Source organism: Streptomyces sp. NPDC103540, from assembly GCF_055584445.1.
The window spans coordinates 188488-207445 of sequence record NZ_JBVJMA010000001.1; the positions used below are offsets into that span (position 1 = coordinate 188488).

At 73.1% G+C, this 18958-nt stretch carries 23 protein-coding genes; 4 read left to right on the forward strand and 19 right to left on the reverse strand.

Annotation, left to right across the window (positions count from 1 at the left end; all coding sequences use genetic code 11):
- Positions 1–93: 93 nt before the first annotated feature.
- The 11 genes from lgt to hisI form a co-directional block, all read right to left on the reverse strand.
- The gene (gene lgt, locus ACZ6ZI_RS00835) at positions 94–1221 is read right to left on the reverse strand and encodes a prolipoprotein diacylglyceryl transferase (protein WP_469514076.1); all 1128 of its coding nucleotides are present in this window, start codon (positions 1219–1221) and stop codon (positions 94–96) included.
- Between the two features lie 88 nt (positions 1222–1309).
- Positions 1310–2266: a DsbA family protein gene (locus ACZ6ZI_RS00840; protein ID WP_469514079.1), complete on the reverse strand. Its 957-nt coding sequence runs from the start codon at positions 2264–2266 to the stop codon at positions 1310–1312.
- Positions 2267–2361: 95 nt separating this feature from the next.
- Positions 2362–3177, reverse strand: coding sequence for a tryptophan synthase subunit alpha (gene trpA / locus ACZ6ZI_RS00845; protein ID WP_469514082.1), 816 nt, complete (start codon positions 3175–3177; stop codon positions 2362–2364).
- Positions 3174–4421: a tryptophan synthase subunit beta gene (trpB, locus tag ACZ6ZI_RS00850; RefSeq protein ID WP_469514085.1), complete on the reverse strand. Its 1248-nt coding sequence runs from the start codon at positions 4419–4421 to the stop codon at positions 3174–3176. The genes trpA and trpB overlap by 4 nt, the downstream gene beginning before the upstream one ends.
- Before the next feature lie 218 nt (positions 4422–4639).
- Complete coding sequence (gene trpM / locus ACZ6ZI_RS00855; RefSeq protein WP_469514088.1) at positions 4640–4849, reverse strand: tryptophan biosynthesis modulator TrpM; 210 nt, start codon at positions 4847–4849, stop codon at positions 4640–4642.
- Between the two features lie 8 nt (positions 4850–4857).
- Positions 4858–5667, reverse strand: a complete 810-nt coding sequence (gene trpC / locus ACZ6ZI_RS00860) for an indole-3-glycerol phosphate synthase TrpC (protein ID WP_363062064.1) — start codon at positions 5665–5667, stop codon at positions 4858–4860.
- Between the two features lie 183 nt (positions 5668–5850).
- The gene (locus tag ACZ6ZI_RS00865) at positions 5851–6354 is read right to left on the reverse strand and encodes a DUF2752 domain-containing protein (protein ID WP_469514091.1); all 504 of its coding nucleotides are present in this window, start codon (positions 6352–6354) and stop codon (positions 5851–5853) included.
- A 53-nt stretch (positions 6355–6407) separates the two neighbouring features.
- Positions 6408–6659, reverse strand: a complete 252-nt coding sequence (locus ACZ6ZI_RS00870) for an HGxxPAAW family protein (RefSeq protein WP_363062068.1) — start codon at positions 6657–6659, stop codon at positions 6408–6410.
- Between the two features lie 110 nt (positions 6660–6769).
- Positions 6770–7408, reverse strand: coding sequence for a TIGR02234 family membrane protein (locus ACZ6ZI_RS00875; protein WP_363062070.1), 639 nt, complete (start codon positions 7406–7408; stop codon positions 6770–6772).
- A 14-nt stretch (positions 7409–7422) separates the two neighbouring features.
- Positions 7423–8913 carry an anthranilate synthase component I gene (locus tag ACZ6ZI_RS00880; protein WP_363062072.1) on the reverse strand — a complete coding sequence of 497 codons (1491 nt, stop codon included), beginning with the start codon at positions 8911–8913 and terminating at the stop codon, positions 7423–7425.
- A 16-nt stretch (positions 8914–8929) separates the two neighbouring features.
- Positions 8930–9295 carry a phosphoribosyl-AMP cyclohydrolase gene (hisI, locus tag ACZ6ZI_RS00885; protein WP_469514095.1) on the reverse strand — a complete coding sequence of 122 codons (366 nt, stop codon included), beginning with the start codon at positions 9293–9295 and terminating at the stop codon, positions 8930–8932.
- 83 nt (positions 9296–9378) lie between these two features.
- Here hisI and ACZ6ZI_RS00890 point away from each other — a divergent pair, with 83 nt between their 5' ends.
- Positions 9379–10011 (forward strand): TIGR03085 family metal-binding protein, encoded by a 633-nt coding sequence (locus tag ACZ6ZI_RS00890; RefSeq protein ID WP_469514098.1) that lies wholly within the window; start codon positions 9379–9381, stop codon positions 10009–10011.
- 90 nt (positions 10012–10101) lie between these two features.
- Here the strand turns inward: ACZ6ZI_RS00890 and hisF are convergent, their stop codons facing one another.
- Genes hisF through hisD form a run of 8 tightly spaced genes read right to left on the reverse strand, consistent with a single transcriptional unit; the run spans position 10102 to position 15821 of the window.
- Positions 10102–10857 carry an imidazole glycerol phosphate synthase subunit HisF gene (gene hisF, locus ACZ6ZI_RS00895; protein ID WP_469514100.1) on the reverse strand — a complete coding sequence of 252 codons (756 nt, stop codon included), beginning with the start codon at positions 10855–10857 and terminating at the stop codon, positions 10102–10104.
- Positions 10854–11234: a RidA family protein gene (locus tag ACZ6ZI_RS00900; RefSeq protein ID WP_469514103.1), complete on the reverse strand. Its 381-nt coding sequence runs from the start codon at positions 11232–11234 to the stop codon at positions 10854–10856. Before ACZ6ZI_RS00900 ends, hisF begins: the two co-directional genes overlap by 4 nt.
- On the reverse strand, positions 11231–11971 hold the full coding sequence (gene priA, locus ACZ6ZI_RS00905) for a bifunctional 1-(5-phosphoribosyl)-5-((5-phosphoribosylamino)methylideneamino)imidazole-4-carboxamide isomerase/phosphoribosylanthranilate isomerase PriA (protein WP_363062081.1): 741 nt from the start codon (positions 11969–11971) through the stop codon (positions 11231–11233). Before priA ends, ACZ6ZI_RS00900 begins: the two co-directional genes overlap by 4 nt.
- Entirely contained in the window at positions 11971–12621 is a 651-nt protein-coding gene (gene hisH, locus ACZ6ZI_RS00910) for an imidazole glycerol phosphate synthase subunit HisH (protein WP_363062083.1), read from the reverse strand. Before hisH ends, priA begins: the two co-directional genes overlap by 1 nt.
- Positions 12618–12785 carry a hypothetical protein gene (locus ACZ6ZI_RS00915; protein WP_363062085.1) on the reverse strand — a complete coding sequence of 56 codons (168 nt, stop codon included), beginning with the start codon at positions 12783–12785 and terminating at the stop codon, positions 12618–12620. The genes hisH and ACZ6ZI_RS00915 overlap by 4 nt, the downstream gene beginning before the upstream one ends.
- Before the next feature lie 2 nt (positions 12786–12787).
- Entirely contained in the window at positions 12788–13381 is a 594-nt protein-coding gene (gene hisB, locus ACZ6ZI_RS00920; protein ID WP_266577736.1) for an imidazoleglycerol-phosphate dehydratase HisB, read from the reverse strand.
- Positions 13378–14493, reverse strand: a complete 1116-nt coding sequence (locus ACZ6ZI_RS00925; RefSeq protein ID WP_363062087.1) for a histidinol-phosphate transaminase — start codon at positions 14491–14493, stop codon at positions 13378–13380. The genes hisB and ACZ6ZI_RS00925 overlap by 4 nt, the downstream gene beginning before the upstream one ends.
- The gene (gene hisD / locus ACZ6ZI_RS00930; RefSeq protein ID WP_469514110.1) at positions 14490–15821 is read right to left on the reverse strand and encodes a histidinol dehydrogenase; all 1332 of its coding nucleotides are present in this window, start codon (positions 15819–15821) and stop codon (positions 14490–14492) included. Before hisD ends, ACZ6ZI_RS00925 begins: the two co-directional genes overlap by 4 nt.
- Before the next feature lie 125 nt (positions 15822–15946).
- Between hisD and ACZ6ZI_RS00935 the strand changes: the two genes are divergently transcribed.
- The 3 genes from ACZ6ZI_RS00935 to ybaK all read left to right on the forward strand — a co-directional run bounded on the left by ACZ6ZI_RS00935 (position 15947) and on the right by ybaK (position 18880).
- On the forward strand, positions 15947–17536 hold the full coding sequence (locus tag ACZ6ZI_RS00935) for an oxidoreductase (RefSeq protein ID WP_469514113.1): 1590 nt from the start codon (positions 15947–15949) through the stop codon (positions 17534–17536).
- Between the two features lie 34 nt (positions 17537–17570).
- Entirely contained in the window at positions 17571–18311 is a 741-nt protein-coding gene (locus ACZ6ZI_RS00940; RefSeq protein ID WP_363062093.1) for an LON peptidase substrate-binding domain-containing protein, read from the forward strand.
- A gap of 74 nt (positions 18312–18385) precedes the next feature.
- A complete protein-coding gene (gene ybaK, locus ACZ6ZI_RS00945; protein WP_363062095.1) occupies positions 18386–18880 on the forward strand; it encodes a Cys-tRNA(Pro) deacylase in 495 nt (164 codons plus the stop codon).
- The last annotated feature ends 78 nt before the right edge of the window (positions 18881–18958 follow it).

Here is an 18958-nt window from a genome sequence, read left to right on the forward strand (position 1 = left end):
GGACGCGCCGGAGGCGTGCCGCGCGGTGCGCGGCACGCCTCCGGTGAAGCGGTTTCGACCTGTCCTTCGGGCTCCGGTCGCGGGGCGTCGTCCCTATGCCTGGGCCGGGCCCTTGTCGGCCGGGGCCGCCTTGCGGAGGTCCGCCTTGGCGGGGGCCCGCCCGGCGTCGGGCGCGGCGTCGGGCTTGGCGTCCTCGACCTTCGCGGTCGCGGGCTCGGCGTCGGCCGCAGCGACGGCCTTCACGTCCGCGCCGCCCTTGCCGTCCTTCGCGTCCTTGCCGTCCTTCGTGCCCTTCGCGTCCTTGCCGTCCTTCGCGTCCGCGCCGCCCTTGGCGTCCTTCGCGGGAGCGTCGGCGGTCACGGCGGCCGCGTCCTTCGGCTTCGCGCCGTCCTTGTCGGCGCCGTCACCGCGCTCCGGCTCCACGACCGCCTCGCGGCCCGGGCGCAGCTTCGCCGACAGGACGAAGTAGACCACCGCGAGCACGAAGACCACGATGGCGGTCCACACGTTCAGGCGCAGGCCCAGGATGTGGTGGGCCTCGTCGACGCGCATGTACTCGATCCAGCCGCGGCCGGCGCAGTACGCGGCCACGTAGAGGGCGAAGGCCCGCCCGTGACCGAGCTTGAAGCGGCGGTCGGCCCAGATGACGAGCGCGGCGACGCCGAGGCACCACAGCGATTCGTAGAGGAAGGTCGGGTGGTAGGTCCCGGCGACCCGGTTGGGGCCCTCGCTGATCTCCAGCGCCCACGGCAGGTCCGTGGCGCGGCCGTACAGCTCCTGGTTGAACCAGTTGCCCCAGCGTCCGCAGGCCTGGGCGATGGCGATGCCGGGTGCGAGGGCGTCGGCCCAGGCGGGCAGCGGGATGCCGCGCAGGCGGCAGCCGATCCAGGCGCCGACCGCTCCGAGCGCGATCGCGCCCCAGATGCCGAGGCCGCCTTCCCAGATCTTGAAGGCGTCGACCCAGTTGCGGCCTTCGCCGAAGTACAGCTGGTAGTCGGTGATCACGTGGTAGAGGCGACCGCCGACAAGGCCGAACGGCACCGCCCACACGGCGATGTCCGCGACCGTGCCCGGCTTTCCGCCGCGCGCGATCCACCGCTTGTTGCCGAGCCAGACGGCGACGAAGACGCCGATGATGATGCAGAACGCGTAGCCGCGGAGCGGGATCGGTCCGAGATGGATCACGCCGGTCGACGGACTGGGGATATAGGCAAGGGTCATGGCAGACCTGACGCTACCCTGCCGGGCGGTACCGACCGCAACCCGCCCGGCAAGCTGAAACCAAAACCACACACGGCGCCGCCGCCGTTCAGCCTCCGGAGACCGCCCGGGACCCGGCCGCGGAAGCGGAGGCCGAGGAGGAAGCGGAACGGCCGGAGGAGGAGCTCTTCGACGTGGCGCCGGAGCCGTTCCTCGACCCGGAGGCGGAGGGCGAGGGCGAGGCCTTGCCCGTCCCGGTGTCCGCGCCGCCGCCGGCGGCCTTGGCCTCGACCTTGGCCTTGAGCTTCTGCGGGGTCAGCGGGTCGGACTGGTCGGCGAAGATGTCCTTGCCGTCGAGGAGGACCGTGGGCGTGCCGCGGAAGTTCCCGGCCTTGAAGGCGTCGTAGGACTTGGCGACCCAGCTGTTGTGGGTGCCGTCCTCCACGCAGGAGCGGAAGGCGGGGGTGTCGAGCCCGTCGACCTTGCCGGCCAGTTCCAGCAGCTTGGCGTTCTTGCCGTAGGCGTCGTCCGTCTCGGTCGGCTGGTTCTCGAAGAGGACGTCGTGGTAGGCGGCGAACTTGCCGGCGTCCTGCGCGCAGGCGGCGGCGTTCGCCGACTTCAGCGAGCCGGTGCCGCCCATGTTCCCGTCGATCAGGGTGACGATGTGGTACTCGGTCGTGAGCAGGCCCTTGGCCTCCAGCTCGTGGATGGTGTCCTTGTAGTTGGTCTCGAAGGACTTGCAGGCCGGGCAGCGGAAGTCCTCCCAGATCGTCAGTCGGGAGGGGGCGCCGGCCTTGCCGGTCTCGATGGCGAGCGCGTCCTTGCCGGTGGCGCCCGAGGGCGCGACCACCGGGCCCGCCTTGGCGTCCTTGGACCCGGAGCCCGCGTTGGCCGCGATCAGGCCGACGACGGCGGCCAGGCCCAGTACGCCGACCACCGCCGCCGAGACGACGAGGGTCCGCCGACGCTTGTCGCGGGTCTTCTGCCGCTCGCGCTCCTCCTGGAGTCGCTCCCGGGCCGATCGTTTCGTCGCATCGCGGTTCGCACCGTCGTTCTTCTCGCTCACGTTCGGCCAAACGAAGCGGGGAGGCACTCGCGTGCCTCCCCGCCGTCATTTCCACCCGATCGGGCTACAGAACCCCGTCCGGGGCCCGTCCGGAGTCAGGACCTGCGTACGCCTTCCGCAAGCTCGCCCGCCAGGGCGCGCACGGCGGCCAGGCCGGCGGCCGGGTCGGGCGCGTCCAGCAGCAGCTTCACGAAGGCCGAGCCGACGATCACCCCGTCGGCGAATCCGGCGACCTGCTTGGCCTGGACGGCGTTGGAGACGCCGAGGCCGACGCAGACGGGCAGGTCGGTGGTGGCCCGGGTGCGGCGCACCAGGTCCTGGGCCTCGTTGCCGACGGACTCGCGGGTGCCGGTGACGCCCATGAGGGAGGCCGCGTAGACGAAACCGGAACCGGCGGCGGTGATGGTGGCGAGGCGGGCGTCCTGGCTGCTGGGGGCCACGACGAAGACGGTCGCCAGACCGTGCTTCGCCGCGTGCTCGCGCCACAGCGCGGACTCCTGGACGGGCAGGTCGGGCAGGATGCAGCCGGCGCCGCCGGCCGCGGCGAGTTCGGCGGTGAACCGCTCGACGCCGTAGCGGTCGATGGGGTTCCAGTAGGTCATGACCAGGATCGGGACCCCGGTGGCCTCGTAGGCCTCGCGCACGGTGCGCAGGACGTCGGCGATCTTGACGCCGCCGCGCAGGGCGATGTCGTCGGCGGTCTGGATGACGGCGCCGTCCAGGACCGGGTCGCTGTGGGGCAGGCCGATCTCGACGACGTCCGCGCCGCCGGCGATGACGGCCTTGGCGGCCTCGATGGCGCCGTCCACGGTCGGGAAGCCGGCCGGGAGGTAGGCGACCAGGGCGGCGCGGTCCTCGGACTTGGCCTTGGCGAGGGTCGCGCTCAGCAGTTCGACGTTTCCGGTGCTCACTTGGTCTCCCCCTCGGTGCCGTCGTACAGCCCGAAGTAGCGGGCCGCCGTGTCCATGTCCTTGTCGCCGCGGCCGGACAGGTTGACGACGATGAGGCCGTCCTTGCCCAGTTCCCTGCCCAGGTCGAGGGCGCCGGCGAGGGCGTGCGCCGACTCGATGGCCGGGATGATGCCCTCGGTGCGCGACAGCAGGCGCAGGGCCTGCATGGCGGCGTCGTCGGTGACGGCGCGGTACTCGCCGCGGCCGGTGTCCTTGAGGTAGGAGTGCTCGGGGCCGATGCCCGGGTAGTCCAGACCGGCGGAGATCGAGTAGGGCTCGGTGATCTGGCCCTCCTCGTCCTGGAGGACGTAGGAGCGGGAGCCGTGGAGGATCCCGGGCTCTCCCGCGGTCAGCGTGGCGGCGTGCTCGCCGGTCTCCACGCCGTGTCCGGCGGGTTCGAAGCCGACGAGGCGGACCTCGGTGTCGGGGATGAAGGCGTGGAAGAGGCCGATGGCGTTGGAGCCGCCGCCGACGCAGGCCGTGACGGCGTCGGGCAGCCGGCCCGCGCGCTCCAGGATCTGGCGGCGGGCCTCGACGCCGATGACGCGGTGGAAGTCGCGGACCATGGCCGGGAAGGGGTGGGGGCCGGCGACGGTGCCGAAGAGGTAGTGGGTCTCGTCGACGTTGGCGACCCAGTCGCGGAAGGCCTCGTTGATGGCGTCCTTGAGGGTCCGGGAGCCGGACTTCACGGCGATGACCTCGGCGCCGAGCATGCGCATGCGGGCCACGTTGAGGGCCTGGCGCTGGGTGTCGATCTCGCCCATGTAGATGGTGCAGTCGAGGCCGAAGAGGGCGCAGGCGGTGGCGGTGGCGACGCCGTGCTGGCCGGCGCCGGTCTCGGCGATGACGCGGGTCTTGCCCATGCGCTTGGTGAGGAGGGCCTGACCCAGCACGTTGTTGATCTTGTGCGAGCCGGTGTGGTTGAGGTCCTCGCGCTTGAGGAAGACGCGGGCGCCGCCCGCGTGCTCGGCGAAGCGGGGCACCTCGGTGAGGGCGCTGGGGCGGCCGGTGTAGTTGACCATGAGCTCGTTGAGCTCGGCGGCGAAGGCCGGGTCCCCCTTGGCCTTCTCGTACTCGACGGCGACCTCGTCCACGGCGGCGACGAGCGCCTCGGGGATGAACTTGCCGCCGAAGTCACCGAAGTAGCCCTCGGTGTTGGGGACCTGACCCTCCGGGTCCGGGATGAAGAACGAGCTGGTGGACATGCCACGACTCCTACGGGTGCGGAAATGCGATGCCGACGGGTGGGTGCACCGTATTGCGCCGTCGGTCCGCGGCCCGCGCACCCCGCCGGCGGGCGGGTGGGGGCGTACGGAGGGACCGGCCCGCGGCGCGCGGGCACGGGGGCCCGGGGCGCGGGGCGGTACGAGGCCGCCGGCCGCCCGCGTCGCTGGGGACGCGGGCGGTCACGGACGGTCGTCGTCTACGGCGCGGCAGCGCCACGCCATCGCATGCCGTTGACCTGACCGGGCTCGGAGCCGATCACGTACCGCACCCGCCGTCCGTGGACGCGCCGGGCGGGGGCGCGGCAGCCGCGGGGGCGGCAACCGCGCGCCAGCGGCGCGTGCGCCGTCGGCACGCCGGCCGGGCCGCGGCCCGGTCGGGTGCGGACGGAGGGACGGGAGGTGGGCATCGGCTTCCTCAGCTCCGGCCGTGGCGCAGGGCGGGGTGGGCGCCGGCGGCGACGAGGTCGGCCACGGCCGCCTTCGGGTCGCGTCCGGTGACCAGGGACTCCCCGACGAGGACGGCGTCGGCGCCCTCGTTCGCGTAGGCGATCAGGTCGTGCGGTCCGCGGATGCCGGACTCGGCGACCTTCACGATGTGGGGCGGGATCTCTCCGACGATCCGCTCGAAGGTGGAGCGGTCGACCTTGAGGTCCTTCAGGTTGCGCGCGTTGACGCCGATGATCTTGGCGCCGGCCGCGACGGCCCGCTCGATCTCCTCCTCGTCGTGGACCTCGACGAGCGGGGTGAGACCGATGGACTCGGCCCGCTCGATGAGGGAGACGAGCGCCTCCTGCTCCAGCGCCGCGACGATGAGCAGCGCGAGGTCGGCGCCGTAGGCGCGGGCCTCCCACAGCTGGTACGCCGTGACGATGAAGTCCTTGCGCAGGATCGGGATGTCCACGCGGGCGCGGACGGCCTCCAGGTCGGCCAGCGAGCCACCGAAGCGACGCTGTTCGGTGAGGACGGAGATGACCGCGGCACCGCCTGCCTCGTAGTCGGCGGCGAGCCCGGCCGGATCGGCGATGGCGGCCAGCGCGCCCTTGGAGGGGCTGGAGCGCTTGACCTCGCAGATCACCTTGACGCCGTCGCCGCGCAGGGCCGCGACGCCGTCCTTGGCCTGGGGCGCCTTGGCGGCACGCTCCTTGAGCTCGTCGAGGCTGACGCGAGCCTGCCGTTCGGCAAGGTCTTCGCGGACCCCTTCGATGATCTCGTCGAGCACACTCACGCGAGCGGCCCCCTTCCGGGTCGATGACGGTCGGCCGCCTTGCGGACAAGTACCACTGCAAGGTCGACACTCAAATGGTATCCGCAGGTCGCTGCGGCCTCCGCACGGAGCTCTGCGCGTCCCAGGGACTGGACAGTCGGAATATGCCCCTCCCGTAGCTCGCGTATGGACCCCGACCTGGGCTCATGGCGCGAGCGCGGCACCGATCGGGAGGTTGCGGACGACCGTGAAGGCGAGCAGCAGGGCGCCGATCCCCCACCAGGCGACGGGGGGCAGGACGAGCCGGGGCGTCGGCCGCGCGCGCAGCGCCCGCAGCAGCCACAGGGACAGGAACGCGGCGAAGACGACGTAGCCGGCGACGGCCGCCGCGTTCGCGCCCAGCGCCGTGATCAGGTCCCCCCGGGCGACGGCGTGGGCGCTGCGCAGTCCGCCGCAGCCGGGGCACAGGATGCCGGTCAGGCGCAGCAGGGGGCAGACGGGGTAGTGGCCGGGTTCGTTGGGGTCGACGGCGCCGACGTAGGCGAACGCGGCGACGGCCCCGACCAGCGTCAGCGCCGGGGCGGCGAGCCTGCGGGCGAGGGAGGCCGGGGAGGCCGGTACGGGCCCCCGCGGGGCGGGCGGCGGGGCGGGAGCCGGGGGGCCGGGAGGGGTGCGAGGGGCGTCCACCCGCCGATTCTCGCCGGTCATGACAAAAGGCGCAGCCCGACGGGGCCGCGCCTTTCGAACCTCGGGGATCGCGCTCAGACCTTGGCGGTGGCCCGGTTGGCGGCGATGACCTCGGCCAGGTCGCGGTGGGTCGCCTTCGGGGCACCCATGCCCGCGGCACGCATCGCGAGGCCGACGACTCCGCCGATCGCGACGACGACGAGACCCGCCCAGAACCCGAGCGGGTTCGCCAGCACCATGAAGGCGCCGGAGACGCAGAAACCGATGAAGGCGATGATGACACCGGTCCAGGCGGCCGGGGTGTGTCCGTGGCTCGTGCCCGCCATGAGTTGCTCCTCGTTGCTCTGTCGCGCGTGCGGTAGCGCACGCTCGGTCTCATTGTCCCGCACCGGCCCGCGGGATTCGCCGGCGGGTGGTCGCGGCGCGGGTGGAATCCTCAGCGGGTGGGGTCCTCGCCGCGGTCGAGCGCCTTCCACAGGTCCTCGGGCCGGTCCGGGTCCACCGCGGCGGGCCTGCGGGAGCGGGGGCTGCCGTCCCGCTCGTAGCGGCCGCCCATGGCCGGCCAGTCCCGGCCGAAGCGCAGGGCCAGCAGGCCCGCGCACAGGATCAGCAGGGCGCCGGAGGCGGCCACGTACGGCCACACCGTGTGGATCGGCTCCGCCACCCGGGCGGCGGTGTCGGCCGTGGCGGTGGCGGCCCGTTCGTCCAGGGCCCGGTGGTCGTCGGCGCCGGCCAGGGCCGCCAGGGCGGCGCCCAGGCCGCTCAGCGCGAGCAGCGCGGAGACCACCAGCCGGCCGGGGCCCCGTACGGCGAACACCGCGACGAGCGCGGCGAGCCCGACGATGGCCAGGGCCGCCGGGAGGCCGGTGACGGCCTGCCCGTCGGCGGACACCGGGAGCGAGCCGCCTCCCACGGCGGCGCTGCCCCGGGCCCAGACCCGGCCGGAGGCCAGCAGGACGACGGTGGCGCCGAGCGCGCCGAGCAGCAGGGCGACGGCCACGCTGCGGCGGCTCCCGCGGGTCTCGGCGGCCTCGGCTTCGTTGGGGGGGTGGGGTGTGGCACTCACGTACCCCACTATCCCCTACGCCCTCAGCCGCGGTGGAGGCGGTTCGCCGCTGCCACGGCGCGGAGCACGGCGGAGGCCTTGTTGCGGCACTCGGCGTCCTCCAACTCGGGCACCGAGTCGGCGACGACCCCGGCCCCGGCCTGCACGTACGCCGTCCCGTCGCGCAGCAGCGCGGTGCGGATGGCGATGGCGGTGTCGGAGTCCCCGGCGAAGTCGAGGTAGCCGACGCAGCCGCCGTACAGGCCGCGCCGGGAGGGTTCCAGCTCCTCGATGATCTGCATGGCGCGCGGCTTGGGGGCCCCGGAGAGGGTGCCGGCGGGGAAGCAGGCGGTGAGCACGTCGAAGGCGGTGCGCCCCTCGGCGACCCGGCCGGTGACGGTGGAGACGATGTGCATGACGTGCGAGTAGCGCTCGATGCTCATGAAGTCGACGACCTCGACGGAGCCCGGCTCGCAGACCCGACCGAGGTCGTTGCGGCCCAGGTCGACGAGCATGAGGTGCTCGGCCCGCTCCTTGGGGTCGGCCATCAGCTCCTCGGCGAGGTCGTGGTCCTCCTGCGGGGTCGCGCCCCGGTGGCGGGTGCCCGCGATCGGGTGGACCATCGCCCGCCCGTCCTCGACCTTGACCAGGGCCTCGGGGCTGGAGCCGACGACGTCGAAGCCGTTCTCGAAGCGGAAGAGGTACATGTACGGGGACGGGTTGGTGGCCCGCAGGACCCGGTAGACGTCCAGGGCGGAGGCCTCGCAGGGGGTCTCGAACCGCTGCGAGGGCACCACCTGGAAGGCCTCGCCGGCCCGGATGCGTTCCTTGATGTCCTCGACGGCGACGTGGTAGTCCTCGCCGCCCCACCGGGCGGTGAAGGGGGGCAGTTCCGAGTCGGGCAGCGCGGCGGGGACGTAGGGCGCGGGGCGGCCGAGGTCGGCCTCCATCGCGTCGAGCCGGGCCACGGCGTCGGCGTGGGCCTCGTCGACACCGGTGTCGAGGTCGTTGTGGTTGATCGCGTTGGCGATGAGCTGGACGGTGCCGTCCCAGTGGTCGAGGACCGCCAGGTCGGAGGTGAGGAGCATGGTCAGCTCGGGCAGGCGCAGGTCGTCCTCGGCGTGGTCGCCGATGCGCTCCAGGCGGCGGACGATGTCGTAGCCGAGGTAGCCGACCATGCCACCGGTGAAGGGGGGCATGCCGCCCGCGAGGTCGCGGGGGGTGTGCAGGGCCTCGACGGTGGCGCGCAGGGCTTCGAGGGGGTCGCCGTCCGTGGGGACGCCGACGGGCGGGGTGCCGATCCAGTGGGCGGCGCCGTCCCGGACGGTGAGGGTGGCGGCGCTGCGGACTCCGACGAAGGAGTAGCGGGACCAGGACCGGCCGTTCTCCGCGGATTCCAGGAGGAAGGTGCCGGGGCGCTCGGCGGCCAGCTTCCGGTAGAGCCCGACGGGGGTGTCGCCGTCGGCCAGGAGCTTGCGGCTCACGGGGATGACACGGCGGTCGGCCGCGAGCTTGCGGAACGTATCGAGATCCATGGGGTGGGAATCCTGCCTAGTCGGCGGCGCTGATCAGGACATCGGCATCGAAGCAGGTGCGGGCGCCGGTGTGGCAGGCGGCGCCGACCTGGTCGACCTTGACGAGCACGGTGTCGGCGTCGCAGTCGAGGGCGACGGACTTCACGTGCTGGTAGTGGCCGGAGGTGTCCCCCTTGACCCAGTACTCCTGGCGGCTGCGCGACCAGTAGGTGCAGCGGCCGGTGGTCAGCGTGCGGTGCAGGGCTTCGTCGTCCATCCAGCCGAGCATGAGCACCTCACCGGTGTCGTACTGCTGGGCGATGGCCGGAACCAGGCCGTCCGCGGAGCGCTTGAGGCGGGCCGCGACGGCGGGGTCGAGGGAGGACGTACTCATGGGGATCATTGTGCCGCGTGATGGGTGTGTCCACGGAGGGTTGTCCGCCTGATGGGCGGCGGATCGTGGCGGCCGGTCGTACGCTTGCGGCCATGTCTACCCATGCGAAGCGAGAACGCCTGCTGCTGGCGGACCTGTTGGAGGCGGCGGGCCCGGAGGCGCCGACGCTGTGCGAGGGCTGGAGCACGCGGGACCTGGCGGCGCACGTGGTCGTCCGCGAACGCCGGCCGGACGCGGCGGGCGGCCTGCTCCTGAACGTGCTGAAGGCCCGCCTGGACAAGGCCATGCGGGAGTACACGGCCAAGCCGTACGAGGAACTGGTCCGGCTGATCCGCACCGGCCCGCCGTCGATGTCGCTCTACGCGCTGAAGCAGATCGACGAGGCGGCCAACGCGGTGGAGTTCTTCGTGCACGCCGAGGACGTGCGGCGGGCGCAGCCCGACTGGTCCCCGCGCGAGCTGGACCCGGTGTTCTCGGACGCCCTGTGGTCCCGGCTGGAGAAGCTGGCCCGTCTGACGGGCCGACGTTCCCCCGTGGGGCTGGTGCTGCGCCGCCCCGACGGCCGGACGGCGGTGGCGCACAAGGGCGCCCCGGTGGTCACGGTGACCGGGGAGCCCGGCGAGCTGACCCTCTTCTGCTTCGGCCGGCAGGCCGCCGCCGCGGTGGAACTGGACGGCGACAAGGACTCCATCGCCGCGCTGACGGCGGCCGCGCTCGGCATCTGAGCGGTCCGCGCGCCGGGCCCACCCCGCGCGGGGTGGGCCCACGAGCCCGCGGCCGGCGTCGGCGGCCGGCGTCGGCGTCGGCGGGCGGCGTCAGCGGACGGGGTGGCCGGCCTCGCGCAGGACCGACTTGACCTCGGAGATCCGCAGGTCGCCGAAGTGGAACACCGAGGCGGCCAGCACCGCGTCGGCGCCCGCGTCGATCGCCGGGGCGAAGTGCTCCAGCTTCCCGGCGCCGCCGGAGGCGATCACCGGGACCGTGACGTGCCGGCGCACCGCGGTGATCATCTCGGTGTCGTAGCCGTCCTTGGTGCCGTCGGCGTCCATCGAGTTGAGCAGGATCTCCCCCGCCCCCAGTTCGGCGGCGCGGTGAGCCCACTCGACGGCGTCGATGCCGGTGCCCCGGCGACCGCCGTGGGTGGTCACCTCGAAGGAGCCGGCGGCGGTGCGGCGGGCGTCGACCGACAGGACGAGCACCTGCCGGCCGAAGCGCTCGGCGATCTCCCGGATCAGCTCCGGGCGGGCGATGGCCGCGGTGTTGACGCCCACCTTGTCCGCGCCGGCCCGCAGCAGCTTGTCCACGTCCTCGGCGGTACGGACGCCGCCGCCCACCGTCAGCGGGATGAAGACCTGTTCGGCGGTGCGGCGCACCACGTCGTAGGTGGTCTCGCGATTGCCGGAGGAGGCGGTGATGTCGAGGAAGGTCAGCTCGTCGGCGCCCTCGGCGTCGTAGAGCTTGGCCATCTCCACCGGGTCACCGGCGTCGCGCAGGTTCTGGAAGTTGACGCCCTTGACGACGCGGCCGTTGTCCACGTCCAGGCAGGGGATCACGCGTACGGCGAGGCTCATGCGGACGGCTCCCGGTAGGCCTCGACCTCCACCTCGACGACCATGCTCGGGTCGACGAAGCCGGAGACGATCAGCATGGTCGCGGCGGGGCGGACGGCGTCGAAGAGCAGCTTGTGGGCGCGGCCCACTTCCTCGACGTCACGGGCGTGCGTCAGGTACATACGGGTGCGGACCACGTCCTCGGGGCCGAGACCGACCTGGGCGAGGGCCTTGAAGGCCACGCCGAAGGCGGCCACCGTCTGGTCGTACGGGCCGCCCGCGTCGCCGGCGGTGCAGCCGGAGACGAGGACGAGGCCGTTGTCGAGCCGCACGGCGCGCGAGTAGCCGATGACGTCCTCGTAGGGGCCGCCCGAGGAGATGCGACGTACGGAGCTCATGCGGAGCCTGCCTTCGTGACGTTCAGGGCTTCTTCCAGGGTGAAGGCCTTGGCGTACAGGGCCTTGCCGACGATGGCGCCCTCGACGCCCTGCGGGACCAGCTCGGACAGCGCGCGCAGGTCGTCCAGCGAGGAGATGCCGCCGGAGGCGACGACGGGTCGGTCGGTGGCGGCGCAGACGTTGCGCAGCAGCTCCAGGTTGGGGCCGGTCAGCGTGCCGTCCTTGCCGATGTCGGTGACGACGTAGCGGGCGCAGCCCTCGGAGTCCAGGCGGGCCAGGGTCTCGTAGAGGTCGCCGCCCTCGCTGGTCCAGCCGCGGCCCTTGAGGGTCGTGCCGCGCACGTCGAGGCCGATGGCGATCTTGTCGCCGTGTTCGGCGATGGCCTTGGCGGCCCACTCGGGGGTCTCCAGGGCGGCGGTGCCGAGGTTGACGCGGGTGCAGCCGGTGGCGAGGGCGGCGGCCAGCGAGGCGTCGTCGCGGATGCCGCCGGACAGCTCGACCTTGATGTCCATGGCGCGGGTGATCTCGGCGACCAGGGCGCGGTTGTCACCGGTGCCGAAGGCGGCGTCGAGGTCGACGAGGTGCAGCCACTCGGCGCCGGCGCGCTGCCAGGCGAGGGCGGCCTCCAGCGGGGAGCCGTAGGAGGTCTCGCTGCCGGAGACGCCGTGGACGAGGCGTACGGCCTGCCCGTCGCGGACGTCGACCGCGGGGAGGAGCTCAAGGGTGCGTGCGGTCATCACAGGGTCTCGATCCAGTTGGTGAGGAGCTGGGCGCCGGTGTCGCCGGACTTCTCCGGGTGGAACTGGGTGGCCCACAGGGCCCCGTTCTCCACGGCGGCGACGAAGCGCTCGCCGTGCGTGGCCCAGGTGACCTTCGGGCCCTTGATCCTGGGGTTGGTGACCTCGAGGCTCCAGTCGTGCGCCGCGTAGGAGTGCACGAAGTAGAACCGGGCGTCGGCGTCGAGGCCGGCGAAGGCCTGGCTGTCGGCGGGCGCCTCGACGGTGTTCCATCCCATGTGGGGGACGACGGGGGCCTTGAGCGGGCCGACGGTGCCGGGCCACTCGTCGAGGCCCTCGGTCTCCACGCCGTGCTCGATGCCGCGCTCGAAGAGGATCTGCATGCCGACGCAGATGCCCATGACGGGCCGGCCGCCGGACAGCCGACGGCCGATGATCCATTCCCCGCGGGCGGCCTTGAGGCCCTCCATGCAGGCGGAGAAGGCGCCGACGCCGGGCACCAGCAGCCCGTCGGCGTCCATGGCCTTGTCGTAGTCGCGGGTGATCTCGACGTTCGCGCCGACGCGGGCGAGGGCGCGCTCGGCGGAGCGGACGTTGCCGAAGCCGTAGTCGAAGACGACGACGTTCTTGGTGGGGCGGGCTGCGCTCATTCCCAGATTCCTTGGATTCGCAGGACTCCGGCGGCGAGACACATCGCGGAGCCGAGGGCGAGCAGGATGATGACCGACTTGGGCATCTTCTGCTTCTGGAAGGAGTAGACGCCCCCGGCCAGGAACAGGCCGAGGACGATCAGGATGGTGTTGAGGCCGTTCACGGCTAGAGGGCGCCCTTCGTGGAGGGCAGGATCCCGGCGGCGCGCGGGTCGAACTCGGCGGCGTAGCGCAGGGCCCGGGCGAGGGCCTTGAACTGGCACTCCACGATGTGGTGGGCGTTGCGGCCGTACGGGACGTGGATGTGCAGGGCGATCTGGGCCTGCGCCACGAAGGACTCGAAGATGTGCCGGGTCATCGTGGTGTCGTACGAGCCGATCATCGGCGCCATGTTCTCGGGCTCGGTGTGCACGAGGTAGGGGCGGCCCGACAGGTCGACGGTGACCTGGGCGAGGGACTCGTCCAGGGGCACGGTGCAGTTGCCGAAGCGGTAGATGCCGACCTTGTCGCCGAGGGCCTGCTTGAAGGCGGCGCCGAGCGCGAGCGCGGTGTCCTCGATGGTGTGGTGGCTGTCGATGTGCAGGTCGCCGTCGGTCTTGACCGTGAGGTCGAAGAGGCCGTGGCGGCCGAGCTGGTCGAGCATGTGGTCGTAGAAGCCCACGCCCGTCGAGACGTCGACCTTGCCGGTGCCGTCGAGGTTTATCTCGACGAGGACCGAGGTCTCCTTCGTGGTCCGTTCGACCCGTCCGATGCGGCTCATGCGTGCTGCTCCTTCTTCAGTGCGCGAACCGCTTCCAGGAACGCGTCGTTCTCTGCGGGGGTTCCGGCGGTGACGCGCAGCCACCCCGGTACGCCGTTGTCCCGGACCAGGACGCCCCGGTCCAGGATCTTCTGCCATGCGGTGTGGGAGTCGTCGAACTTCCCGAACTGGATGAAGTTCGCGTCGGAGGCGGTGACCTCGAAGCCGAGGGCGAGCAGCTCGGTGACGAGGCGGTCGCGTTCGGCCTTGAGCTGCTCGACGTAGCCCAGGAGGGTGTCGGTGTGCTCCAGGGCGGCCAGCGCGGTCGCCTGGGTGACGGCGGACAGGTGGTACGGCAGGCGCACCAGTTGGACGGCGTCGACCACGGCGGGGTGCGCGGCGAGGTAGCCCAGGCGCAGGCCGGCCGCGCCGAAGGCCTTGGACATGGTCCGGGAGACCACCAGGTGGGGGCGGCCCTCGATGAGGGGCAGGAGCGAGTCGCGGTGGCTGAACTCCACGTACGCCTCGTCGACGATCACCAGGGAGGGCTTGGCGCGCTGCGCGGCCTCGTAGAGGGCGAGGACCGTCTCGGCCTCGACCGCCGTGCCGGTGGGGTTGTTGGGCGAGGTGATGAAGACGACCTCGGGCGCGTGCTCGGCGATGGCCCGCTCGGCGGCGGCCACGTCGATGGTGAAGTCGTCGCGGCGCGGGCCGGAGATCCAGCCGGTGCCGGTGCCCCGGGCGATCAGCGCGTGCATCGAGTACGAGGGCTCGAAGCCGATCGCGGTGCGGCCGGGGCCGCCGAAGGTCTGGAGCAGCTGCTGGAGGACCTCGTTGGAGCCGTTGGCGGCCCAGACGTTCTCCCGGCCGACGGGGTGCCCGCCGGTGCGGGTGAGGTACTTCGCCAGCTCGGTGCGCAGCTCGACGGCGTCCCGGTCGGGGTAGCGGTTGAGGGTGCGGGCGGCCTCGGCGACGCGTTCGGCGATGCGCCGGACGAGGGGCTCGGGCAGCTCGTAGGGGTTCTCGTTGGTGTTGAGCTGTACGGGTACGTCGAGCTGCGGGGCGCCGTAGGGGCTCTTGCCGCGCAGTTCGTCGCGGATGGGGAGGTCGTCGATGCCGAAGCCGGCGGTCATGCGGTGGGCACCTTCCATCCGAAGCGGGCCTTCAGGGCGGCGCCGTGCGCGGGCAGGTCCTCGGCCTCGGCGAGGGTGACCACGTGGTGGGTGACCTCGGCGAGGGCGTCGCGCGTGTAGTCGACGATGTGGATGCCGCGCAGGAAGGACTGCACGGACAGGCCCGAGGAGTGGCAGGCGCAGCCGCCGGTGGGCAGGACGTGGTTGGAGCCGGCGCAGTAGTCGCCGAGGGAGACGGGGGCCCAGGGGCCCACGAAGATCGCGCCTGCGTTGCGGACGCGGGCGGCCCACGCGGCGGCGTCGGCGGTCTGGATCTCCAGGTGCTCGGCGCCGTACGCGTCGACGACCTTGAGGCCGTCCTCCAGGTTCTCGACGAGCACGATCGCGGACTGCCTGCCGGCGAGGGCGGGCTTGATCCGGTCCTCGACGTGTTTGGTCGCGGCGACCTGCGGCTCCAGCTCCTTCTCGACGGCCGCGGCCAGCTCCTCGGAGTCGGTGACGAGGACGGCTGCGGCCAGCGGGTCGTGCTCGGCCTGGCTGATCAGGTCGGCGGCGACGTGCACCGGGTCGGCGGTGGAGTCGGCGAGGACGGCGATCTCGGTCGGGCCGGCCTCGGTGTCGATGCCGATCCGGCCGGTGAAGTAGCGCTTGGCGGCGGCGACCCAGATGTTGCCGGGGCCGGTCACCATGTTCACCGGCGGGCAGCCGTCGGGGCCCGTGGTGCCGTACGCGAACATCGCGACGGCCACCGCGCCGCCGACCGCGTACACCTCGTCCACGCCCAGCAGCGCGCACGCCGCCAGGATGGTGGGGTGCGGCAGGCCGCCGAACTCCTTCTGCGGCGGGGACGCGAGCGCGATCGACTCGACGCCCGCCTCCTGCGCCGGGACGACGTTCATCACGACGGACGACGGGTACACGGAGCGGCCGCCGGGGGCGTACAGGCCCACGCGCTCGACGGGGACCCACTTCTCCGTGACGGTGCCGCCGGGGACCACCTGGGTGGTGTGCTCGGCGCGGCGCTGGCCCCGGTGCACGATCCGGGCCCGCCGGATCGACTCCTCCAGGGCGGCGCGGACGGCCGGGTCCAGCTGCTCCAGGGCGGCCGCGATGGCCTCCGCGGGCACCCGGACCCGCGTGAGCTCGACCCCGTCGAACTTCCGCGCGTACTCGATCAGCGCCGCCGTGCCACGATGATGGACGTCCTCGCAGATGGGCCGCACCTTGTCCAGGGCGGCTTCCACGTCGAACTCGGCACGGGGCAGCAGATCGCGCAGGGCGCCACCCTCGGGGAGGGTGTCACCGCGCAGGTCGATACGAGAGATCACCTCCCAATTCTCTCAGACCGCCCACCGCCACCGTCCGCCCGTATCACTGGCTGATACACGCCCCGGATGTCACCGCCGCCCCTTAGCGTTCCCCTACGCGTGAATCGCAGCGGAGGGGGGCCGCCATGACCGATCCGTACGGGGACGGGAGACCGGGGGATCTGACCGATCCGGAGCACCGCCTGTGGCAGGCGTTCCGCACCGGCGGCGTCTGTGACCTCGGCGCGCACGTCGCGGGCCTGGACGACCCGCACGCGGGCCCGCAGTGGGGCCCCGAGCGCGCCGTCCGGGCGGAGGTGGTGGCGCTCCTGTTGCTGGCCGGGCCGACGCCCGTACCCGGCCGGGTCGCGTCTCTGAAGCTGCGCGGGGCGCGGATCACGGGGCAGCTGAACCTGTCCGGGGGCACGGTGGAGCCGTACGTGGAGATACGGGCCTGTCGCTTCGACCGCGAGGTGCAGCTGTCCGAGACCCGCTTCAACACGCTGCGGCTGGACGACTGCGCGCTCCCCCGGTTGGACGCGGCCCGGCTGCACACCGAGGGGGACCTCCACCTGGCGCACTGCCGGGTGGCGCGCGGCATCCGGCTGACCGACGCGCAGATCGGCACCGACCTGCTGGTCAGCCATGCCGTGGTGCGGCGCGACAACCGGGGGCGGGCCATCGCGGCGGACGGGTTGTCGGTGGCGCAGGACTTCCAGGCGGACATGCTGGAGACCCACGGGGAGGTCAGTCTGCGCGGGGCGAAGGTCGGCGTGTCGATGAGCCTGCGCGGGGCCCGGCTGCGCAACCCGGACGGCCGGCGCGCCCTGAACGCCCCGACGCTGACCGTCGAGCGGACCCTGTACCTGACCTCGATCGCGCTGGCGCCCTCGACGGGCGAGCCGGCCCGCCCGTACGACTGGGGGCGCACCCCGACGCGCGGCGGGCCGGCGCAGGCCTTCGAGTGCCGGGGCGGGCTGCGTCTGGACGACGGCCGTTTCGGTGACTCGGTGGACTTCTACGGGGCCCGCTTCGAGCTGCGGCCGGACCAGGAGGTCTCGCTGCGCCGGATGCAGACGCCCGAGTTCCGTTTCGTCGGGGAGGCGCCGGCGCAGGGCCGGGTGGTGGTCTCGGGGGCGAAGGTCGACAAGCTCGTCGACCGCTCCACGAGCTGGCCGGGCCCGGGCCGGGTGGCGATGGAGGGGTTCGTCTACGAGAACCTCGCGCCCCGGGGCCACTTCCCGCTCGCCCGCCGCCTGGAGTGGGTGGAGGCGGCCACGGCCGAGTACTCGCCCGAGCCGTACGAGCGGTTGGCGGCGGTGTTGCGGGCCGGCGGCGAGGACTCCGACGCCCGCGAGGTGCTGCTCGCCAAGCAGCGGCGCCGCCGGGCCGGCCTGGCCCCGGCGGCGAGGGCCTGGGGGTACCTCCAGGACTGGACGGTGGCCTACGGGTACCGGCCGGGGCGGGCGGCGTTGTGGATGGCGGTGTTGTGGGCGGCGGGGGCGATCCTCTTCCTGGGTCACCGGCCGGCCCCGATCAAGGCGGACGAGCACCCGCACTGGAACGCCGCTCTGTACGCGCTCGATCTGCTGCTGCCGGTGATCGATCTCGGGCAGGAGGGCCAGTGGAAGCCGGAGGGCGGTTGGCAGTGGGGCGCGGCGGCTCTGGTGATCCTGGGGTGGATCCTGGCCACGACGGTGGCGGCCGGGGCGTCGCGGCTGCTGAGGCGGGGGTGACGGCTCGGGCCGTCCGGCCACTACCCTGTGCCTCGTGACCACCGTTCGCCTGCCACTCTTCCCGCTGAACTCGGTGCTGTTCCCGGGCCTCGTGCTTCCGTTGAACGTCTTCGAGGAGCGCTATCGCGCCATGATGCGCGAGTTGCTGAAGTCGGCCGACGACGCACCGCGCCGCTTCGCCGTCGTCGCCATCCGCGACGGGCGGGAGGTCGCCCCGACCGCGCCGGGTCTGCCCGACCAGACGGCCCTGCCCGAGCGGGGCCCGACGGCGGGCTTCGGCGCGGACCCGATCCAGGCGTTCCACCGGGTGGGCTGCGTCGCGGACGCGGCGACGATCCGGGAGCGGGAGGACGGCAGCTTCGAGGTCCTGGCCACCGGGACGACCCGGGTGCGGCTGTTGTCGGTCGACGCCTCCGGGCCCTTCCTCGTGGCGGAGCTGGAGGAGCTGGCGGAGGACCCGGGCGACGGGGCGGGAGCCCTGTCGGAGGGGGTGCTGCGGGCCTTCCGCAGCTACCAGAAGCGGCTGGCCGGGGCCCGGGAGCGGACCCTGAGCGCGCCGCCGGAGCTGCCGGACGAGCCGTCGGTGGTGTCGTACCTGGTGGCGGCGGCGGCCGTGCTGGACATCCCGTCGAAGCAGCGCCTGCTCCAGGCGCCGGACACGGCGACGCGGCTGGCGGAGGAGCTGAAGCTGCTGCGCGCGGAGACCGCGGTGATCCGTCACCTGCCGTCCCTGCCGGCGGTGGACCTGACCCGCAGCCCGACGAGCCCGAACTGACGCGGCCGGACCCGAGCCGCACTCCACCCCACCCCACCCACCGAACCGACCGGACCGAGCGACGAACGGGCGAGATGGCGAAGAAGAAGCAGCAGACGGCGGGCACGCCGGCGATCGTGGCCCTGACCGCCGCCGGCGTCCCCTTCACCACGCACGCCTACGAGCACGACCCCGCCCACCCCTCGTACGGGGAGGAGGCCGCCGAGGCGCTCGGGGTCTCCCCCGCCCAGGTCTTCAAGACCCTGGTCGCCGAGGTCGACGGGGCGCTGACGGTGGCGGTGGTCCCGGTGTCGGGCTCGCTCGACCTGAAGGCCCTCGCGGTGGCCCTGGGCGGCAAGCGGGCCGTGATGGCCGACCCGGCGGCGGCGGAGCGCACCACGGGCTACGTCCGGGGCGGGATCTCCCCGCTGGGGCAGCGCAAGCGGCTGCGTACGGTCCTGGACGCGTCGGCGGACGCGCACGCGACCATCTGCGTGTCGGCGGGCCGCCGGGGCCTGGAGGTCGAGCTGTCCCCCGCGGACCTGGCCGGCCTCACCTCGGCCACGCTGGCCCCCATCGCCCGCGCCTGACGGGCCGCGCCGCCGGGGCGGTGCCATCGGGACTCCCGGACTGCCGGACTCCCGGACTGCCGGACTCCCGAACTCCCG